Source organism: Bacteroides cellulosilyticus (genome assembly GCF_020091405.1).
GTDB lineage: Bacteria > Bacteroidota > Bacteroidia > Bacteroidales > Bacteroidaceae > Bacteroides.
In genome coordinates, this window is the sequence record NZ_CP081903.1 from 3,329,130 (window position 1) to 3,348,431 (window position 19,302).

9 protein-coding genes and 1 pseudogene are annotated in these 19,302 nt (G+C 44.8%); 5 read left to right on the forward strand and 5 right to left on the reverse strand.

Annotation, left to right across the window (positions count from 1 at the left end):
* Positions 1-2: 2 nt before the first annotated feature.
* From K6V21_RS26740 to K6V21_RS12100, 4 genes and pseudogenes are all read right to left on the reverse strand, one after another.
* Positions 3-1,388, reverse strand: a complete 1,386-nt coding sequence (locus K6V21_RS26740) for a glycoside hydrolase family 105 protein (protein ID WP_258771449.1) — start codon at positions 1,386-1,388, stop codon at positions 3-5.
* Positions 1,389-1,442: 54 nt separating this feature from the next.
* Positions 1,443-3,452, reverse strand: a pseudogene (locus tag K6V21_RS26745) (rhamnogalacturonan lyase); the annotation flags it as partial.
* 213 nt (positions 3,453-3,665) lie between these two features.
* A complete protein-coding gene (locus K6V21_RS12095; RefSeq protein WP_217714077.1) occupies positions 3,666-5,750 on the reverse strand; it encodes a RagB/SusD family nutrient uptake outer membrane protein in 2,085 nt (694 codons plus the stop codon).
* A 26-nt stretch (positions 5,751-5,776) separates the two neighbouring features.
* Entirely contained in the window at positions 5,777-8,908 is a 3,132-nt protein-coding gene (locus K6V21_RS12100; RefSeq protein WP_224321920.1) for a SusC/RagA family TonB-linked outer membrane protein, read from the reverse strand.
* Positions 8,909-9,306: 398 nt separating this feature from the next.
* Here K6V21_RS12100 and K6V21_RS12105 point away from each other — a divergent pair, with 398 nt between their 5' ends.
* From K6V21_RS12105 to K6V21_RS12120, 4 genes are read left to right on the forward strand one after another with little or no spacing between them, the layout of a single operon-like run.
* The gene (locus K6V21_RS12105; RefSeq protein WP_224321921.1) at positions 9,307-9,996 is read left to right on the forward strand and encodes a hypothetical protein; all 690 of its coding nucleotides are present in this window, start codon (positions 9,307-9,309) and stop codon (positions 9,994-9,996) included.
* Between the two features lie 2 nt (positions 9,997-9,998).
* Complete coding sequence (locus K6V21_RS12110; protein ID WP_224321922.1) at positions 9,999-12,731, forward strand: TonB-dependent receptor domain-containing protein; 2,733 nt, start codon at positions 9,999-10,001, stop codon at positions 12,729-12,731.
* A 6-nt stretch (positions 12,732-12,737) separates the two neighbouring features.
* Positions 12,738-13,892, forward strand: a complete 1,155-nt coding sequence (locus K6V21_RS12115; RefSeq protein ID WP_224321923.1) for a DUF4249 domain-containing protein — start codon at positions 12,738-12,740, stop codon at positions 13,890-13,892.
* A 12-nt stretch (positions 13,893-13,904) separates the two neighbouring features.
* The gene (locus tag K6V21_RS12120) at positions 13,905-15,521 is read left to right on the forward strand and encodes a hypothetical protein (protein WP_224321924.1); all 1,617 of its coding nucleotides are present in this window, start codon (positions 13,905-13,907) and stop codon (positions 15,519-15,521) included.
* A 201-nt stretch (positions 15,522-15,722) separates the two neighbouring features.
* On the opposite strand, the gene K6V21_RS12125 is transcribed toward K6V21_RS12120, so the two are convergent.
* Positions 15,723-17,759 carry a beta-galactosidase gene (locus tag K6V21_RS12125; RefSeq protein WP_408912881.1) on the reverse strand — a complete coding sequence of 679 codons (2,037 nt, stop codon included), beginning with the start codon at positions 17,757-17,759 and terminating at the stop codon, positions 15,723-15,725.
* Positions 17,760-18,010: 251 nt separating this feature from the next.
* On the opposite strand from K6V21_RS12125, the gene K6V21_RS12130 reads away from it, so the two are divergent.
* Positions 18,011-19,138, forward strand: coding sequence for a glycoside hydrolase family 88 protein (locus tag K6V21_RS12130; protein ID WP_224321926.1), 1,128 nt, complete (start codon positions 18,011-18,013; stop codon positions 19,136-19,138).
* Positions 19,139-19,302 lie beyond the last annotated feature (164 nt).

The window sequence follows — 19,302 nt, forward strand, 5'->3', positions numbered from 1 at the left end:
AGCTAATTGGAATCGGTCACACTGAAAATCGGTTCTTGTGTTTTCTGTTCGGTGTGATAGAACTGAATGGCGCTGTCATTCATCTTCGGATGTTGCTTATTTAGCAAATTGATCATTTCGGCACCTGCCCAGATCACAGGACCATAGCCGTGCGCGGCATACACATTGACCGGACGATAATAATAGAAAGCCGGATCGAATGCCATGCCGGTACCAACACAAGTACCTTCCACCTGTCCTTCTGCATTGATCTGTGTGGAGACGGCTTGCCAACCCAATTGAGCAACCGGGCCGTAGGCCATTGCATCCAGCCATCCTTGGTTGATGGCATGGGCGATGCAATATACATAGATGGCTGTTGCTGAAGTTTCCAGATAAGAGTCATTCCGGTCCAATAACTGATGCCAGAGCCCTTCTCCACTTTGGCAGGCAGCTAAACCGCGAACATGTTCGCGAAACAGCTCCATGAGTTTTGCACGCTGAGGATAATTTTCCGGCATTACGTCCAGCACTTCGGTCATGGTGAGCAAAGCCCAGCCATTGGCACGTCCCCAATGGAAAGCCGGGTGATCTTGCATACCTTCTACCCAACCGTGGCGGAATAGTTTCTTTTCCGGTACCCACATCCGTTCTGCAAACTGGAATATCTGCCGGGTAGCTTCGGCAAGGTAATTGGACTGGTTATCTTTGGCCAATTTAGAATACCAGGCAACAGGCGGAACCCCCATAAACATATCGTCCAGCCACAATGTATTGTATTGGGGACGGATACGGGCGAAAGTTCCGTCGGCAAGGCGGTATTCCTTGTTCAAGATGAAATCGAGATAATTGTCTATCAAAGGATAGAGATTGAGAGATTGATCTTGTAATTGGGCTTTGATCATGGCTGCACATACGGCTCCGGCATCATCGAGGGCATGGGGAGTCAGAATTTGCTTCATTTGCGGATCAACTTTACCATTTTTCTCTTGTAATTCCCGGAAATACGGAGCCACTTCTGCGAGGAAGTTGAATCGGTCGGTGACGTATTTCATGTAGTTGGCGTCTCCCGTAGCTTTGGCAGCGGCCATCATGGCAGAGTACGTTACTCCCCATTCGTAACTGGCAAGGCGGAAAGCGCCCCGTTCCAGTTGTGCATCAGCCGGGAGGTTCTTGTAATCCGTGATTACCTTTCCGGTTTTTTCACTTACAACGCGGGTAGGAGTGTTCTTTTCCAGATAGCGGAGTATGCGGTCGATGTCTGTCTTTATTTCTGTAGCTGTAAGTTCCTTATAAGGTACTTTGTAGGCCGGTTGTAATAGATGCAACGGAGTGTTGGAGTCATTTATTACTTCTTTCTTTTTCTGGGCATAGATACTGATACCGGTTCCTCTGAACCACCCTTTCAAGTCCGGACCGAAATAGAAACCGGGTTGGGTAGGCTGGTTGTAAGCTACGTTCTGTGTGGCAATACTGATGCGATACACCGGATCTTCCAGAAAAGTATGGAAACGGTAATCAGTGGCTATCGGAGAGACATAAAGACGGAGAGCGGTGTTGTCTTCCGTGCGGAGAAGAACTTCCTCACGCCAGTCGCCTGTAATGTCGCCTTGCAGACAGGGAGTTGCTTTGGTGCCGCTGTTTGATACGGCTCCGGTGAAAGTAGCCAGTGGTTTGCAAACACCGGCTTTCCAGTCGTATTTGGAAACTACATTCTTATCCAGCAATTCACGAAGCAGATCTCCATCCCACCATACAGCCATGTTGGTAGAAAAGCTTTCTATATCCGGATTGATAACTTCTCCTTTTATATTGCGTAGTCCTTTCGATTCCCACGACCACATTTCCACACCCGGATTCGTCGGGTCGATATCAGCTGCCATACAACGTCCTACATCTGTACCACTTTTCACTTGGAACAAAACCTTGCCCGTTGCCGCATCACGGAAACTTGAGCCGTCTCTTTTATTTTCGTGGCAATCCCATACCTGGAGCCCTTTCATTGTAGGGGAGAATTTCGTCAGATGTATGGCATCTCCGTGTCCCATTCCGGTGGAATAAAGCCCTTTACCATTATTATCAATAGCGCAGGAACCGTAGATGATTTCATCACATCCGTCTCCATCTACATCGCCTACACGAAGATTATGATTACCTTGACCTGCATAAGCTTCATTTCCGGGAGTATTACTATCGAATACCCAACGTTGCTTTAGCTCTTTTCCATTCCAATCGAAAGCGGCAAGTACTGCACGTGTATAATATCCGCGGCACATGACTGCACTGGGGTGAACGCCATCCAGATAAGCCACGGCTGCCAGGAAACGGTCGCTACGATTGGCACGGTTATCTCCCCAATCTTCCAGTTGTCCGCGTTCGGGAATATAGTCGATTGTCTTCATGGCTGCTCCTGTAAGTCCATTGAAGACGGTGAGGTATTCATTGCCTGTCAGGATACGTCCCTGATTGCGCAAAGGATCTCCCTGACGTGGTTTACCGCGAGGATCTTCTTTAGCGAAGTCACCGCCGGTGGGTTGTGTAGAGTCCCCTGGCTCACGATAATCGGCAGAGGCATCTCCGATGATATTTCCCTGGCCATCAATAGTGCCGTCGGAAGTTTTCATGATGATTTCGGCACGTCCGTCCCCATCGAAGTCATAAACCATGAACTGGGTGTAGTGTGCACCTGCACGGATATTGCGTCCCATATCAATGCGCCAGAGTCTTTCACCGGTTAGACGGTAGCAATCAAAGAATACATTGCCTGTATACCCGTCGTGGGCATTGTCATGAGCATTTGAAGGGTCCCATTTGAGAATGATCTCATATTCTCCGTTGCCATCTACATCTCCGATGGAAGCATCATTGGGAATATACGTATATTTTTGTCCCGCAGGAGTTATGCCATCTGTCGGAGGATCAAGAGGAATATTGATATAGCCTATCGGTGCGTTGGCAGGCAAGGTGTAGCTACCTTCGATGTGTCCGGTTTCTGCACCGTTTACAACTGGTTTTATGGTATAAGTAGCTGCTTTCTTACTTTTATATGTATCCCGATAAAAGGTTCCTGTTGTGGCAGGTACTTCAGCTACTTTTTTTCCGTCACGATAGAGGTTGAAAGAAGTGTTTACCGGATCGGAAGAGAGATATCGCCAGGAAACAGCTACTTCTGACTGATTTTCGCGGATAGCTACCACACCTCTTCCCAGCTTTTCCTTTTGCAGCTTCGAATAGTCATAAGACGGAGCATCGGTTGCGCTACGAAAGTGGTCGTAGGGCATATGCAGACCGTCGATGCGTGTGATTTGCTCCTCATAGGTGGGTGTCAGATCCTGCCATTGATAAAGCACATCCGTATCTATTTCTAGCTTATATTGGGGGGCAGGTATGGCACTTGATGCTCCAATGACAATCACTGTGGCTACGGCAATCGTTGCGATATTCATCAGGGATTTTAAAAAAGGTTTTTTCATAATATTTGTTGTTCTTATTAGTTGCAGAATTACGAGTCTTATTTCTTTTTGATTGGAATACAAAAGTACGGCAAAATACACTATTTCCCTATGGAGAAAAGTCCGTTTTCATGTATTTTTGTTCAATCTGCTATTCTTCACTATGCATAATAAAACAAAACGAGTTCTGGGTATTTACTCCCCAAAACTCATTTATCTGTTCTGTGGAATCAATTAATAACCGGGATTCTGCAGGGCGTCCTTCTCCTCTTTGCTCAGAGCACTGCCGGATGCATTGGTAATACCATCCAGGAATGATTGTGGAATGGGGCGATAATAGTGTTTGGATGAATTAAACTCACCGATACCTCTGGATACACCATCATTAAATTTGTGCCAGCGTGTGTCTAATGTTTTGGTACGTGCCAGGTCTTCCCAGCGAAGCAACTCACCGCAAAGTTCACGAGTACGTTCATTCAATAAGAAACACATCATCTTGTCTGCATTGCTGCTGCAACCTAATTCTGTATAGATAGGTGCGTCTGCGGAAGAGTTATAAACATCCTCCACACTGCTTAGCGTCATTACACTCTTGGTGGAAGCCGTTGTTTCCTGTCCTTCCATATTATTGGATTCATAGTAAGTATTGGCTTCAGAATAGATTGCACCGTCAGCAGAATAACCTCCACCTTTGCCGGAGCAATAAGAATTGTTCTTGTATGACTGACCGCCATCTACATTTTTGCTGCGATCTTCGCCGGCTGCATAGCCTGCACGTTCACGAAGTTTGTTGATCCATTCGATTGCATTGCTATAATTAGACTCACCTTTACGGATATAAGCTTCTGCAATCATCAGAACGTCATCGGCCGAACGGGCGATAATGGCGTCGCGTGTACCGAACTGCGAAGCGATCGAGTTACGATATCCATCACGGAATTTGGATAAAGCTACAGAACGTTTGTGAGGAATGATACCATAATAGTTACCTGTATAAGAGGATACATTCCAGCTATGAGCTTGGCTTTTGAAATAGCGAACATAAGTATGGGTATTACAAATAACACCGTTTTTCAGCACGTTCTGAGTCGGATCATTCACATACGATTCATAACGGGTATCTCCCGGATTATTCACGATATATTTGAGACCCAGCTCACCTGCAACAAAACGTTTATCGCCTTCTTTCGCTCCTGCGGGAGCATATCCGCTGGCAATGTCTTCTTTAGTCCAGGTGGGCGCACCGTTTGTATCGTTCGCTCCGTAACAGGTGATGAATGATTTCCAGAAGCGAGAGTCGTTTACGCGGTCAAACACCTGCATAGTATATTCGGTTGCACTGACATACGAGAATTCACGTCCTCCCGAGATATCACGTTTGGTTCCCGCCATATCTTGATATACGGAAGGATAGTAAAGATGCATTTGATTACCGTAGCGTCCCCATGTGGATTCGTCATTGGAGAATTGAGCTGCTAAAATAACTTCACTTACTTTTTCATTCGCTCCATTGGGTTCATTATAATCCCACAGTTCTACATAGTTAGTGCACAGGGGATGTGCTGCAACTACTTCCTGTCCGTATTTGATGACAGCATCAAGGTCAGCTGATACATAACTGCTGTTCCAGCCGCTATACAATTCCGAAGCACGGAATAAATGGGCTTTTGCCAGGAAATGTGCGGCGGCATATTTCGTGATGCGCCCTGTAGCTTCCCCTTTTTGAGGCAATAATCTATATGCCTCTTCCAGGTCTGCTATAATTTGAGCATAGATTTCTTCTTCACTGTTGCGTGTAAAGTAAGTCTCTGCACTGGTTGAAGGAGTCAGTTTCAAGGGGACTCCTCCGAATTGCTTTACCAATTCAAAATATGCATAGGCTCTTAAGAAATAACCTTCTCCCAAGCGGGTATTGTAAGTTGCACTACTCTGATTATAGTATTGCGGCATATTGCTGATAATGATATTTGCCGGTTCTACTAGTCCATAATAATTATCCCACATCGGTTGGTTGGCTCCGTTCTCAGAAGAATTTAAGTCCTGGCTATAGTGATTCCATGCCGGCATGGTGTTGTTGGCATCTGTAAATTCGTCTACACCCATGTTATGGCATTCAATAGCCCAGATGTAGTTGAATTTGAATTTCAGTTTCTGATAAGCACCTGTCACCAATTCGTCCAGACCTTCCTGCGTCTTGAAACGGTCTGTGCTGTATTGGGTCTTTAAATCTTCATCCAAAAAAGATTCGCTGCATGAAGTCATTGAACCGCCTATCACACTGGCTAATGCGGCTGCAAATAATATTTTGTTTAATTTCATAATGTTCTTTCTTTTTTAATGGTTTGTTAGAATCCGATGTTAACACCAATTACAAAACTCTTGATTGTGGTAGGCGAACCGAATGTCTTCTTATTGTTGTCATAGTTCATTAAATCTGTATCCAGCCAGTCACAAGCCTTGTAAATGGAGAATGGATTCATGGCCTGTACATATACCTTCAAATTGCTGAGTCCTGTGTTCTTCAGCTGTTTCGTTGTGAAGTTATAGCCTAATGAAATATTACGGACTTTGATGTAAGATCCATCCTGATAGCCCATAGAAGAACTGTAGGTATCGGCGGCTTCACCGTTTGATCCCGGAGAATAATATTCTGCGTTTTCGTTGGTGCCTGCTACCCAGTAATCAATTTTACGTTGCATGTAGCGTCCATCCAAGGTGAGTGAACCTTGCGGTACATCAAATCCCCAACGTGAAAGAATGAAGACCGACAGTTCGAAGTTCTTGTAATTGAATGTGTTAGTCCAGCCTGCTGTCCAGCGAGGACGTACGTGACCTACAATCTGACGGTCGTTGGTTGCATCAATCTTATCATCATTATTGAGGTCTTTTACTTTGATCTGACCGGGTTTGCGGCCATATACGGCTGCTTCTTCCGCTTCCGAAGTTTTCCAGATACCATCATACACGTAATCATAATATACACCGATTTCTTCTCCGACGAACCAGTTGTTATTTACGTCTTCAGTTCTGCCGTTGGACAGTTCATCAATCTTGTTTCTATCCATTGACCAGGTTACGGTACTGTTCCAGGTAAAATCTTTAGTTTCAACAGGAACGGCATTTACCTGTAAGTCGATACCCCAACCGGAAGTTTTACCGACGTTGGCATAAGTAGAAGTATAACCCGTCAGTGAAGGTATGGACATGGCCAGCAACAAATCATTGGTTTTAGTCTTGTAAGCGTCAATACTACCGCTCAGTCTGTTATTGAAGAAGCCATAGTCAATACCCAGGTTGTACTGCGTTGTTCTTTCCCATCCCAGCTCGGAGTTGGCCATCTTGGCGGGATCTTTGGCAGAAGGATCTGAAGGAACATAACCCAGGGAGGAGTCTGTCTGTCCCCAGTTGTAATACAAACCGGTGATGGCACCTTTGGTAGCATAAGCATCAATTGCAGCATTTCCGGTTACACCGACACCGAAACGGAGTTTTAATTGACTGAGCCAGTTAATGTCTTTCATGAAGTCTTCCTGATCAATACGCCATGCCAAAGCTGCAGAGGGGAAACTGGCCCATTTGTGTCCCGGAGCCAACTGTGAGGCACCATCCCAACGCATGGAAGCTGTCAACAGATATTTATCTTTGAAACCATAGTTCACGCGGACCATATAAGATGCCATCTGAGTTTCAGTCAGTCCTGTACCAAAGGAACTCAGAGTACCGGCAGTACTCAAATTGTACCATAACTCATCGGCGGAAGCAACGTTAGTGGCTCTCATATCGCCCATTTCGTAGTGGTATGCTGAAGCTGATTGCATTAATGTCAGACCTAAATTATGGTGTTCGGCAAATCTCTTATTATAATAAATCAGGTTGTCCAATGTCCATGAACGCTTCTGTTCGTTTTTGTACTGGGCACCGTTGTTACCATCACCATTGATACCTCCGGCGGCATTTGCAATTCCTAACGTATAGTATTGGAATTCAGGACCGAACTGGAGTCTGTACGAAAGACCTTCCAGCGGCTCCCATATTTTCCCGAAATCAACCTGGGCATACATACTGGCGTTTGCACGGAAAGTACGGCGTTGGTTGGTGTTGTAGTCCAATTCCCGAATCGGATTGATGATGTTTACATCACCATTAGGATTACGAATGTAGTCACCGTTTGAATCATAAGGCACAGTCCAGGGGAGCATACTTCTTAAAGCATTGTAAAGGTCGCCCGAACCGGTTACTGATTTGGAGAAATTGTAACCGTAATCCTGATCCGAATAAGAAGCATTGATTGAAGTTCCCATTTTGAAGAAATCTATCGGATTAATGTCAAATGAGGTCTTCAGGGTATAGCGTTCGTAAGCCTGTCCCGGTTGTGTACCTTTCTGGTTTAAATAACCGAATGAGGCATATCCCTGGAATTTTTCTGAACCGCCTGATGCACTTAAAGTATGTTCGTGAGTGATACCGGTTTGCTTTCCGTTGGCTGCCCAGTCATAGGAACCGACTTTTGAAGCATCATAAGTTCCGTTTGACCATGCTTGCTCAATATTTGCCCATGAAGCGGCGACGCTGCCGAAAATAGCTTTATCAGCTGCATAATCGGGAGTTGCAGAAGCATAAGAACCCATGTTATACTTGGCAGTACGTGCATAGTCCAACCATTCTGCCGCACTCATCATTTCGGTTACATCATGCAACGTCTCAAAAGTGACTGTACCGGAATAGTTCAGCGTCACTTTTCCTTGTTTACCTTTCTTGGTAGTCACGAGGATTACGCCATTTGCACCGCGGGAACCATAAATGGCAGTTGCAGAAGCATCTTTCAGAATGTCGATAGCTTCAATATCCGAAGGATTGATGTTTTCGATGCCGCCGGTTTGGATAATCATACCGTCAACAACATACAAAGGACCTTGCTCCGCATCGATAGAACGTACACCGCGGATATTGATACCACCGACTTCACCCGGACGTTGGCTGGATGTGATGTCCACACCGGCAGTTTTTCCCTGCATTCCTTCCAGCGCATTCTTGACAGGCATCGCTTTCAGTTCTTTTTCGCCTACGCGAGCCATAGCACCGGTTACGTCACTCTTCTTCTGAACGCCGTAACCTACTACTACAACCTCATCCAGCATGGCATTATCTTCCTGTAATGTCACTTGTAAATTCGTTTTCCCGGCAATGGAAATCTCCTGATCTTGATAGCCTATGAAAGAAATTGAGATAGTACCTTTATCCGGTACGTTGGAAAGAGTAAACCTGCCGTCCAGATCAGTGATAATTCCGTTAGTAGTACCTTTCACTACAACATTAGCACCGATGATCGGTTCTCCGGTTTGGTCAACCACAGTGCCCGAAACTGTTTTGCTTTGCGCATAAGCCCCTATAGCCAATACTGAAAACAAAGCGATGAGGAACAGCCGCTGGAGTTTACCCGTGCGACCAAACAAGCTTAAATTCTTGCTGTTTTTCATACTTTAATTATTAAGTTAAACAAAAGTTAGTTTTCTATTCTCTCAGGAGATTCCCAGGTCTCCTTGCTGTGAAAAAGTGTTGCAAATATACATGTATGGGGTAGAAAAGGGAATGTAGGATTGTGTCAAAGCATGGAAAATTCCGTCTTTCTGACTTGAAAATTATGTCAATACTCATGGCTAAAATCAAAATGAATAGTCCCAATGGCATTTTAATTATTCCGGGCTTTCATGCTAGTAATGTTGGTGATAGGCACGTGAATATATAGCTCTATAGACTGCAATACTTAATAAATCTAAATGTTTTAACCTTTATGCACACTTCTTTCTTATTTATTGCTTCCTTTAGGCAAATAATTGTCTTTTAAAGGCATTCTTTTTTTTAATCTTAATATTTTATGGATATTCGAAAGGTATATTTACTTATCCTGTTATGCACATTCTGTATCTTGTCTCCGGTGTATACACAGCAGCCTCTTTCTGATGAATTCAGGAAAGCGGCAGGAGATTATGCAGCGCTTTATACCAGTAAAGTAGAAGTGGGCTATAGTCCATATCTCTATATAAACCATCCTTATTGGGATACGGATGAGCTTAAGAAAGGAGCGGTTTGCTATGGCGGATTAGTGTATACCGACCTGCAACTTCGATATGATACTTTTAAGAAGCAATTGATCGTAATTACTCCCGAAAAACGAATACTCCTCCAGGTTGACATGAGGAAAGTAGACTATTTCATTATCGGAGATAAAAAGTTTGTGCCGCATAACGATACTTTTGCTGCAATCCTATATGATAGTCCGCAAATGCGATTGACTCAGTATGTTCAGTGCAAAATGGGGACGCCTGTTGAGAAAGGACGGATCAGCTATAGACAGTTCGAAAAGCCTGCACGTTTTGTTTTGTCTAAAGATGGGGTGGACTATACTGTGACTTCCCGTTCCAGTTTTCTGAAACTCTTTCCGGCTTATAAGAAACAATTGAAGAAGTATGCAAAAGAAGAGCAATTGAGTTTTAATACGCTCTTTCGTGCAGAGTCGTTGACTGAGCTAACAAGACATGCAGATTCTCTAATTAATAAGAAATAGTTATGACAATATATAAAATAAGGTATATAGCAGCCATTCTGTTTATTATATCCCCTTTCGTGGCATTTGCACAGCAGCAGGCAGGAGATAGTATTTCTATTTTTGAACTGATAGATGCCGTTGAGAAAAACACTTCGTGCCGCATCTATACGACGATTGCAGAGCCGTTTAAAGTGAAAAAGGCTGAGACCTTAAAACCTACTGCCGAGAGTCTGCGACAAGCATTGACTGCAACGCGTTATAAAGTTACTGTCTATGGCAACCAGATTTTCGTTCTGCCCGAAGTTTTTTTATCTACTACTCTTACACCGATTCTAAAAGGGGAGCAGATGAAGGAAGAAGAACAAGCCTCTTCTTTTATTCCTGTCGTAAAATCTTCTTCGGAGAATAAGGTTTATGAGATAGGGAACAGATATAAGCCTTCTTCGGAAGAGATGGTGGTGCTGACCGGAAAAGTAACGGATTTCAAGTCCGGACAGAATCTGGAAGGCATTAACATCGTTCACCGGGAACCGTGGGTTGCCACAGCTACCGACCGTCAGGGGAATTTTACCATTAAGCTTCCCGTCGGATATAATACCATTGAAATCAATGGATTGAATATAAAGGAAACACGCCGGCAGTTCATGGTGTATGGAGAGGGAGCTACCCACATAGAACTGGAAGAAGAAAACCATTTGCTGGATGAGGTTCTCATCGTCTCCGGACGTGTGCAGAATGTAAGGAGCACTCAGTTGGGAATGGAGAAGTTCCAGCCCAGTTTACTGAAGAACATTCCTACAGCTATGGGTGAGGTGGATCTGCTGAAGATGCTTCAAACTCTTCCGGGTATCAAAACAGTAGGCGAGGCATCCAGTGGCTATAATGTGCGCGGAAGTGCCGCCGACCAGAATCTGTTGTTGCTGAATAATGGAACTATTTATAATCCGAATCACTTATTCGGTTTTTTCACTGCCTTTAATTCGGACATGATAAAGGATGCGGAACTTTATAAAAGCAGTATTCCCAGCCAGTATGGAGGGCGCATTGCATCCGTGCTGAATATAACAAGCAAAGAGGCGAGCAAGGAAAAGTTTACGGGTTCGGCGGGCATCGGACTTGTCACCAGTAAGCTGAATCTTGAAATACCGATCATTAAAGAGAAGACTTCACTGCTTTTGAGCGGACGTACCACATACTCGGACTGGATTATGAAGATACTGCCCGAAAAGAGTGGTTACCGTGATGGTAAAGCCGGATTTTACGATTTGGGAGGCGTATTCTCGCATACATTGAATGAGCGTAATAAACTAAATATATACGGCTATTACAGCCATGACCGTTTCGCTTTTAACGATAACCAGAAATACGCTTACAACAATATGAACTTCTCTGCAAACTGGAGAAGCATATTCTCTGAGAAACTGACGGCAAATTTCTCTTTCGGTTATGATCATTATGATTACCGGAATGATGAATCGGTAGAAGAGGCGGCAGCCGCGCGCTTGTCATTTGCTATCAACCAATGGTTTGGAAAGGCTGATTTTAGTTACAAACTGGATAATAACCATACCTTGAACTTTGGACTCATGAGCCAGTTCTATAATATTAACTCAGGGACTTATGAACCACTGCATGAAAGTTCACTGGTGAAATGGGATCAGCTTCAAAAGGACAAAGCGCTGGAAAGTGCCATTTATATTGGGGATCAATGGGAGATAACCCCTAAGCTGTCCGTAAATGCGGGTATACGCTATTCCATGTTCAATCTTTTGGGGCCGCGCACGTATTATACTTATCAGGATGGCATGCTTCCTTCTTCCACCACCGTTGTTGACTCAGTATCAGTGGGTAGCGGAAAAGTGGTTAAGACTTATCAGGGACCGGAGTTCAGACTGTCCGCCCGCTATGCTTTCAATGATGACTTCTCCGTAAAAGCTGGTTTCAACACCATGCGGCAGTATATTCATAAAGTATCGAATACTACCATTATGTCGCCTACGGATACCTGGAAGCTGAGTGATACGAATATTAAGCCCCAAAATGGCTGGCAGCTGGCCGCAGGAGCATATTATAATACACCCGGCCAGGTACTGGAGTTGTCGGTGGAAGGGTACTATAAGAAGCTGAACGATTATCTGGATTATCGCAGTTCGGCCAAGCTGATCATGAACCATCATCTGGAAACGGATGTGATTAATACGGAAGGATATGCCTATGGCGTTGAATTTCAGGTAAAGAAGCCGTCCGGCAAGTTGAACGGATGGGCCAGTTATACGTATTCGCGTACTTTCCTGCGTCAGAATGACCCGCGCATAGCCCGTCCGGTCAATGGCGGAGACTGGTATCCGACGGAGTATGACAAACCGCATGACTTCAAGTTGGTGGGAAACTATAAGTTTACCCGTCGTTACAGTGTGTCTTTCAATATGGATTATAGTACGGGACGTCCTACTACAATTCCCGCCGGACAATATTACGACCAGGGATTGCAATCCATGCAGGTGTACTACACGGACCGTAACAGTTACCGGGTTCCCGATTACTTCCGTCTTGATCTTGCTTTCAATATAGAGCCGAGCCATCATCTGACTCTGCTGACGCATAGTTCTATTTCCTTCGGTGTCTACAACCTGACCGGAAGGAAGAATGTTTATTCCATTTATTATGTATCTGAGAATGGTAGTGTGCAGGGATATAAGATGTCCATTTTCGGCGCTCCTATTCCTTTTATTACTTATAACATAAAATTCTAAAGGGATATGAAGAAAAGAACGAATATAATAATCCTGGTAAGTTTGCTCTGTTTTACTTTGAGCAACTGTATAGATGAGTTCGATGCAAAAATTCCGGACGACGGTGTAGGCTTGCTGGTGGTTGAAGGTAATATCATATCAGACAGTACTGTCGTGTTTTCATTGAGCCGTACTTTCTCCTTAAATGAAAATGGCTTGCCTCCGGGATATAATCAGGTTACAGCCGATGTCAGTGTTGTGGGAGAAGACGGTTCGCGCATAGCGGGAACTTCCATTGGTGACGGGCGGTATCAGGTACGGATAGGGACGCTGAATAAGCAAGTGCGTTACGGACTGAAAATTGTATATGAAGGAGATACGTATAATTCTGAACTACAGTATCCGATAGAAACGGCTGCAATTGAAGAGGTCACTTTTGAGCAGCCGGAGGATTACGGGGATATATACATTCGCCTTTCTACGCGCAATGCAGGAACTGCAGGACCGGCATATTATATCTGGACTTATGAGGAAGACTGGGAAGTAAGGGCGGCATTTTATTCTAAATGGATATATGATCCTGTGACAGATGAAGTGAATACTTATGACAAGGCACCTTATGCACAAGGCTGGATTCATGCGGAGGCCACTAAAACTCTTGTTGGCTCTACGGAATCGAATGCCGAAAATCTGTTGAAAAATAAAAAGATGTATTCTTTTACCTCCGACAATCTCCGCGCTTCGTATTATTACAGTACGTTGATGAAGCAGAGAGCCTTGTCAAAAGGAGAGTTCGAGTATTATGAGAACAAAATAAAGTTGAGCGAAGAGATGGGCGGTTTATTCACTCCCCAACCCTCGGAACTGCCTACTAATATCACTTGCAGCAATTCGGATAAACAGGCCATTGGCTATGTGGGAGTTAATATGAATGTAAGCGAGTATCGCCTTTATATTTCTACCAATGATATACAATATGATAATCCGTATAATTGTAGTCTTTTCCCGGACGAGGAAACGGAAGGTAAAACCAATTACGATTTATACATGGCAGGATATCGCATTGCTTTTTCTGAAATAACGGGGTATCAGTGGGCTAAAAAGGAATGTACTGATGTGCGTAGCTTGGGTGCGACTCTCAATAAACCTTCTTTCTGGCCGTTACCGGATAGGGAATATTAATATCGGAGTATTATGAAAAGAATTATATCGATCATTATTGGTTTGGTTTTGGTGCTGGGCTTGCAGGCGCAGGTCACTGAATGTATGAAAATATATACGGATAAGGATAATTATCTGGCAGGAGAAGACATGTGGATAAAAGTCTGCGTGACCGATTCGGCAGAAGCTCCGCTTAGTAAAGTGGCTTATGTGGAGATCGGCGATATGCGCCAGGTGTATGCACAAGGCAAGATTGCTTTGAAGAATGGAACGGGATGGGGGCGTATCAAATTCCCGCAAACCATGCATTCGGGTGCTTATCAGCTTACGGCTTATACCCGTTATATGAGAAATCAGTCGGCAGACCGCTTCCCGAAGAAATATATTGCTGTTCTGAACGCCAGTCAGGCCACGGACGGAGATGAGGTGGAATTATTAAAAGATTCGGTTTCTTTGACTTCGGGTAATCCGGTACTTTCGCCGTTACGTTTGTCAACCGATAAAGCCGTGTATGGAAATCGCAGTAAGGTGACTTTGAAGTTACCGGAACTGCCGGGTGATCTGAAGGATCTTTCTTTGTCTGTGGTGAGAAGGGATTGTGCGTTACAGGCTTTTCCGTCTGCCGTTGAAGTGCAAAAAAACAATAAGGCTGCCGGAGAACACTTTATTGCCGAGTGCGAAGGACACATTGTGACCGGAAGATTAATAGGAGCATCGGCCGATTCGGTGGATGCCCGGCTGTCGTGTGTTGGAAAGGATATCCGTATCTTTGACGGACAATTGCAGTCCGATGGCACTTATGCCTTCTATACCTCGGAAATCATGAATACTCAGGATATAGTGCTGACAGCTTTGCCGGGAAAAGGACGTACGGGCCGGTTGGAAGTAATTTCTCCTTTTGCAGAAGTGCTGCCCGCGAAACTTCCCAAGCTTCGATTGGCATATGATGAGGAAGCATTGATAGAACGTAGTATCGGGGCGCAATTACACCACATCTTACCGGTAGATTCCACTCACGGACAAGCTGTGTTGGAACAGTTGCACGATTTCACGCCTTCGCTCAGTTATAATCTGGACGAATATGTTCGTTTCAATACGGTTCGTGAAGTTTTTGTAGAATTTGTAATGGGAGTACGCGTAAGCAAGGCGGATGGCGCAACGATTATCAGGATATTGCAGGATGATGTAAAGCGGTTCAGTACTTTAAAAGCGTTGGTACTGATAGACGGAGTTCCTATTGAAGATCATGATGCGGTATTGGACTATAATGCGCGTTTATTGCATTATATTCATCAGTATAGCGGCAGATATACGTTTGGCGGTAAACTGTACGATGGGATCGTTTCGCTGATAACACATCGTGGAACCCTTCCCGGACTGCGTCTGGATGAGAATTCCCAACTGTTTGCTTATGAATTCCCGCAGAACCGCCCTGCTTTTACAGCTCCGGTATATGACTCGGAAGAGCAACTGCATTCACGTATTCCCGATTTCCGCCACACGCTTTATTGGAATCCGGATATTACGGCTGCAACGAATACTGTCAGTTTCTACACATCGGATATGAAAGGAACTTATGTGGCAACCCTGCAAGGGATTAACAGCAAAGGTGAGCGTGTACAAGCACAAGGTGAGTTTGTAGTACGATAGTATATTCCTTTCAGGCTCTTCTCTTAGTATCCTCATGCAAAAGATGGCATCTTTAACATCAAAAGATGGCATCTTTTGTAGCATAACATGGCACCTTTCGCAGCAAAAGATGGCATCTTTTGCATAAGAGGATTATGAGATGAACCGGAAAAGTCTTATTCTTCCACCTGAAAGGGTTATATCTTCCGGTTCCAATATCCATCACCTTAAAGCAAACACCAGTACGCCTGCTGTCGGAATCTCTGTAGTTCCGATCAAAGCTTTGGCTCCTTCAGGGAGGGTAAAGCTATAGGGCTTGTCGCTATAATTAAGGACTATCCCCAAACCGTTGCGGTATTCCATTGTCACACCATAGGGCAGATCCATTACAGGGATATTCAGTTTCGCATAGAGTTTTGTAAGAACATCTCTTTCCAAGGTTCCGTCCGTGCTGTCGATTCCTATGTATGTGATAGTACCTTTGCCAAGTTTACGGGTAGTAATGGCCGGTTTTCCTTCATAAAATTCTTCGATATACTTCCCCCAGCTCTGGCAATCCTTGCCCGGTTTTAGTATTTCTCCCCAAGTGTTCCAGGTGTATTCTTTGCCATCCATCACAAACTTTCCCGGTTCTTCGGGGAGAAGCAAGTCGTAAAACTCCATTTCATTTCCCGTCAGGTCGTAGATAAGCGAGCCGAAAGGGGCTTCCGGTAAACGTCCGTAACGGTCTTTCTGTGCCGTGCGGCAGGTTAATACTAAATTACCTCCGTTCTTTACGTACTCACTCCAACGGTCTGCCAATGCCTTGTCCGCCATCTGATAGGCAGGGGCGATGACTACCGGATACTGTGACAGGTCTTTGCTTTCATTGATGATATCGACCGGGGCACCGAAGCTTTTTAGGGTACGGTAATACTTGTCAATGTGTGCCATTGTATTCCAGGTGCGGTTTTGCTTCTGCCTTTCGATGCTCCATGCGTTTTCATGGTTGAAAAGAATGGCGGTGCGACGGGCTTGATAATCGGCAGGCTTCACATCACGTGCCTTTGCCTGCGTGCGCAGTAGCTTCACTTCCTTGATGAATTGCTCGAATTCACGTCCTCCGGGAGTGATGGTTGTTCCGTCCGTATTCGCAATTCCGTAATGATATTGTTCTGTTCCGTAAAGCGGTTGGCGATAACGGTATGTGCAAATAAAATCACTTCCGCCCGCAAATACGCTCCAAAGCCATAGCCGGACAGCACCGGGAAGAGGTTGCGGATTGATACTTCCCCAATTCACTTGTCCCGGTTGCAACTCCATCACACCGTAAGTTCCCTGTACGGGACGGAAAAAATCGTTGGCGAAAGCGATGCGTAGAGGGTTTCCTACCCGGTATCCGCGACGCCCGATACCTTCGTTGTCACCGTAAACCATGTAGCGGGTGTAGCTCACAAAGTCCAGATCGGGACTTCCACCGATGTGTCCTTCATCGTAGTTGGGAATATAATTGGTGGTTACCCATTGGTTGCGGGCATACTTCTTAATCAGCAGGCATTGCTCGTTCAGGAAATCATTGGTCTGCCGGGCTGCAAAGCGCCGGTAATCCAGTATCTGGTGATGATTCATAAACATCTGTGCAGTCTTGGGGAGAGTGATTTCATCGAAAGCAGAGTAGACTTCACTCCAGAAAGCAGTGCCCCAGGCATCATTCAATTCTTTGATATTATTATGATATTTATTCCTCAGGAAATCACGGAACGCTACTTCCGCGGACTGGTTATAATCGAATTGTACGGCAGGCTCATTGTCGAGTTGCCAGCCCACGATGCGGGGATCGTTGCCATAATGTTGTGCCAGTTTTTCTATCATCTTGTAGGAAAGCTCCCGATAGCGGGGAGAAGCGAACGAGGCATGCTGGCGTGCACCGTGGTCGAGGAGTGTTCCATCTTCGTATTTAATCAGGATTTCAGGATATTTGCGGCTTAACCAGACGGGTGGGGTGGCGGTGGAGGTACACATCACTACTTTTAGTTTGTATTTATCTGCCAGAGCGACTGCTTTGTCCAGCCAGGCAAAATCAAATTTACCTTCTTCCGGTTCCAATTGTGCCCAGGCGAATTCGGCGAAGTGGGTGAACTCAAAGCCTAAGCCGTGCATTTGCTTGAAGTCGCGTTCCCACTGGCTTTCGTCCCAATGTTCGGGATAGTAGTAGACACCGGTTAGGGTGAGGTCTTTGTCATTGAACCAAGTGGACTGTGCAAAGAGCATTCCGCTCATCAGGCATGCACAGAGTAGGGTGAAGATCTGCTTTTTCATGGATGTTTTTCTTGATGGATTTATTATGTATACAAAGGTAAGCTACCCATGAAAAAGAGCCTATGGAAAATAGTACAATTCCCTGCAATATAGGACTCTTTTAGATGAATTTCCATGCAAATGTACGTGTTTCCATTCGTTGAGACAGTGAAATGGGCTATTTTCGCAACATGAATTAATGAACGGAATAATGGATACATAATAACCACATCATGAAAAAGAAGCTAATAGGAGTTTTCCTTCTAATGAGTCTCGTTTGCGGAAGCATCAGTGCGCAAGGATTGCCTGACAGGAAAGAGACGCTCGAAACCTTAATAAAAGTGAATAATTACTTCATGAAGAAGTACGCGGACTATCGTACTCCGTCTTATAATGGTATTATTCGTCCCAGCAATATTTGGACAAGGGGAGTGTACTATGAAGGGCTGATGGCGTTGCACTCCGTTTTTCCTCGGGAAGAGTATTATGATTACGCTTATCAGTGGGCCGATTATCATAAATGGGGAATGCGTAACGGGAATACTACCCGCAATGCGGACGACCAGTGCTGCGGACAGGTTTATATCGAATTGTATAATATCTGTCCTGACCCGGAGATGATTAAGAATATCAAGGTCAATATTGACATGGTGGTTAATACTCCGCAGGTGAATGATTGGTGGTGGGTGGATGCCATACAGATGGCGATGCCTATTTATGCTAAGTTGGGTAAACTGACAGGAGAGCGGAAATATACTGATAAAATGTGGGAATTGTATAGCTATACCCGCAATGAATATGCCAAGAACGGACTGTTCAACCCTAAAGACGGGCTGTGGTGGAGAGATCATGATTTTGTTCCGCCTTATAAAGAACCGAATGGGGAAGATTGTTATTGGAGTAGGGGCAATGGTTGGGCTTATGCCGCACTGGTACGGGTGTTGGAAGAAATTCCGGCGGATGAGGTGCATCGTGCGGATTATGTCAATGACTTTCTGGCTATGAGTAAGGCAATAAAGAAATGTCAGCGTAGGGATGGTTTCTGGAATGTGAGTTTGCATGATGAGACAAACTTCGGTGGGAAAGAGACAAGCGGTACGGCTTTGTTCGTTTATGGAATGGCTTGGGGCGTGCGTAATGGCTTGTTGGATAAAAAAGAGTATCTTCCGGTATTGCTGAAGGCCTGGAATGCGATGGTGCAGGATGCTGTTCATCCGGACGGGTGTCTGGGGTATGTACAGGGAACGGGAAAGGAACCAAAGGATGGCCAGCCGGTGACTTATGATAGAATACCTGATTTTGAGGATTATGGTATAGGATGTTTCTTGCTGGCTGGTACGGAAGTGTATAAATTGAATTAATTAGTAACAGATTTCATAGATTATAGTATAATTGATAAAAGAATCAATTAGGAGGAAGGAGGGGCTGTGAAGTCGTTCCTTTTCTTTTTCTTTGCATATAAATTAAGTTACGAGCTACGAGCTACCAGTAACGAGTTGCTGCGCTGTACTCGTGGGCGAATAAT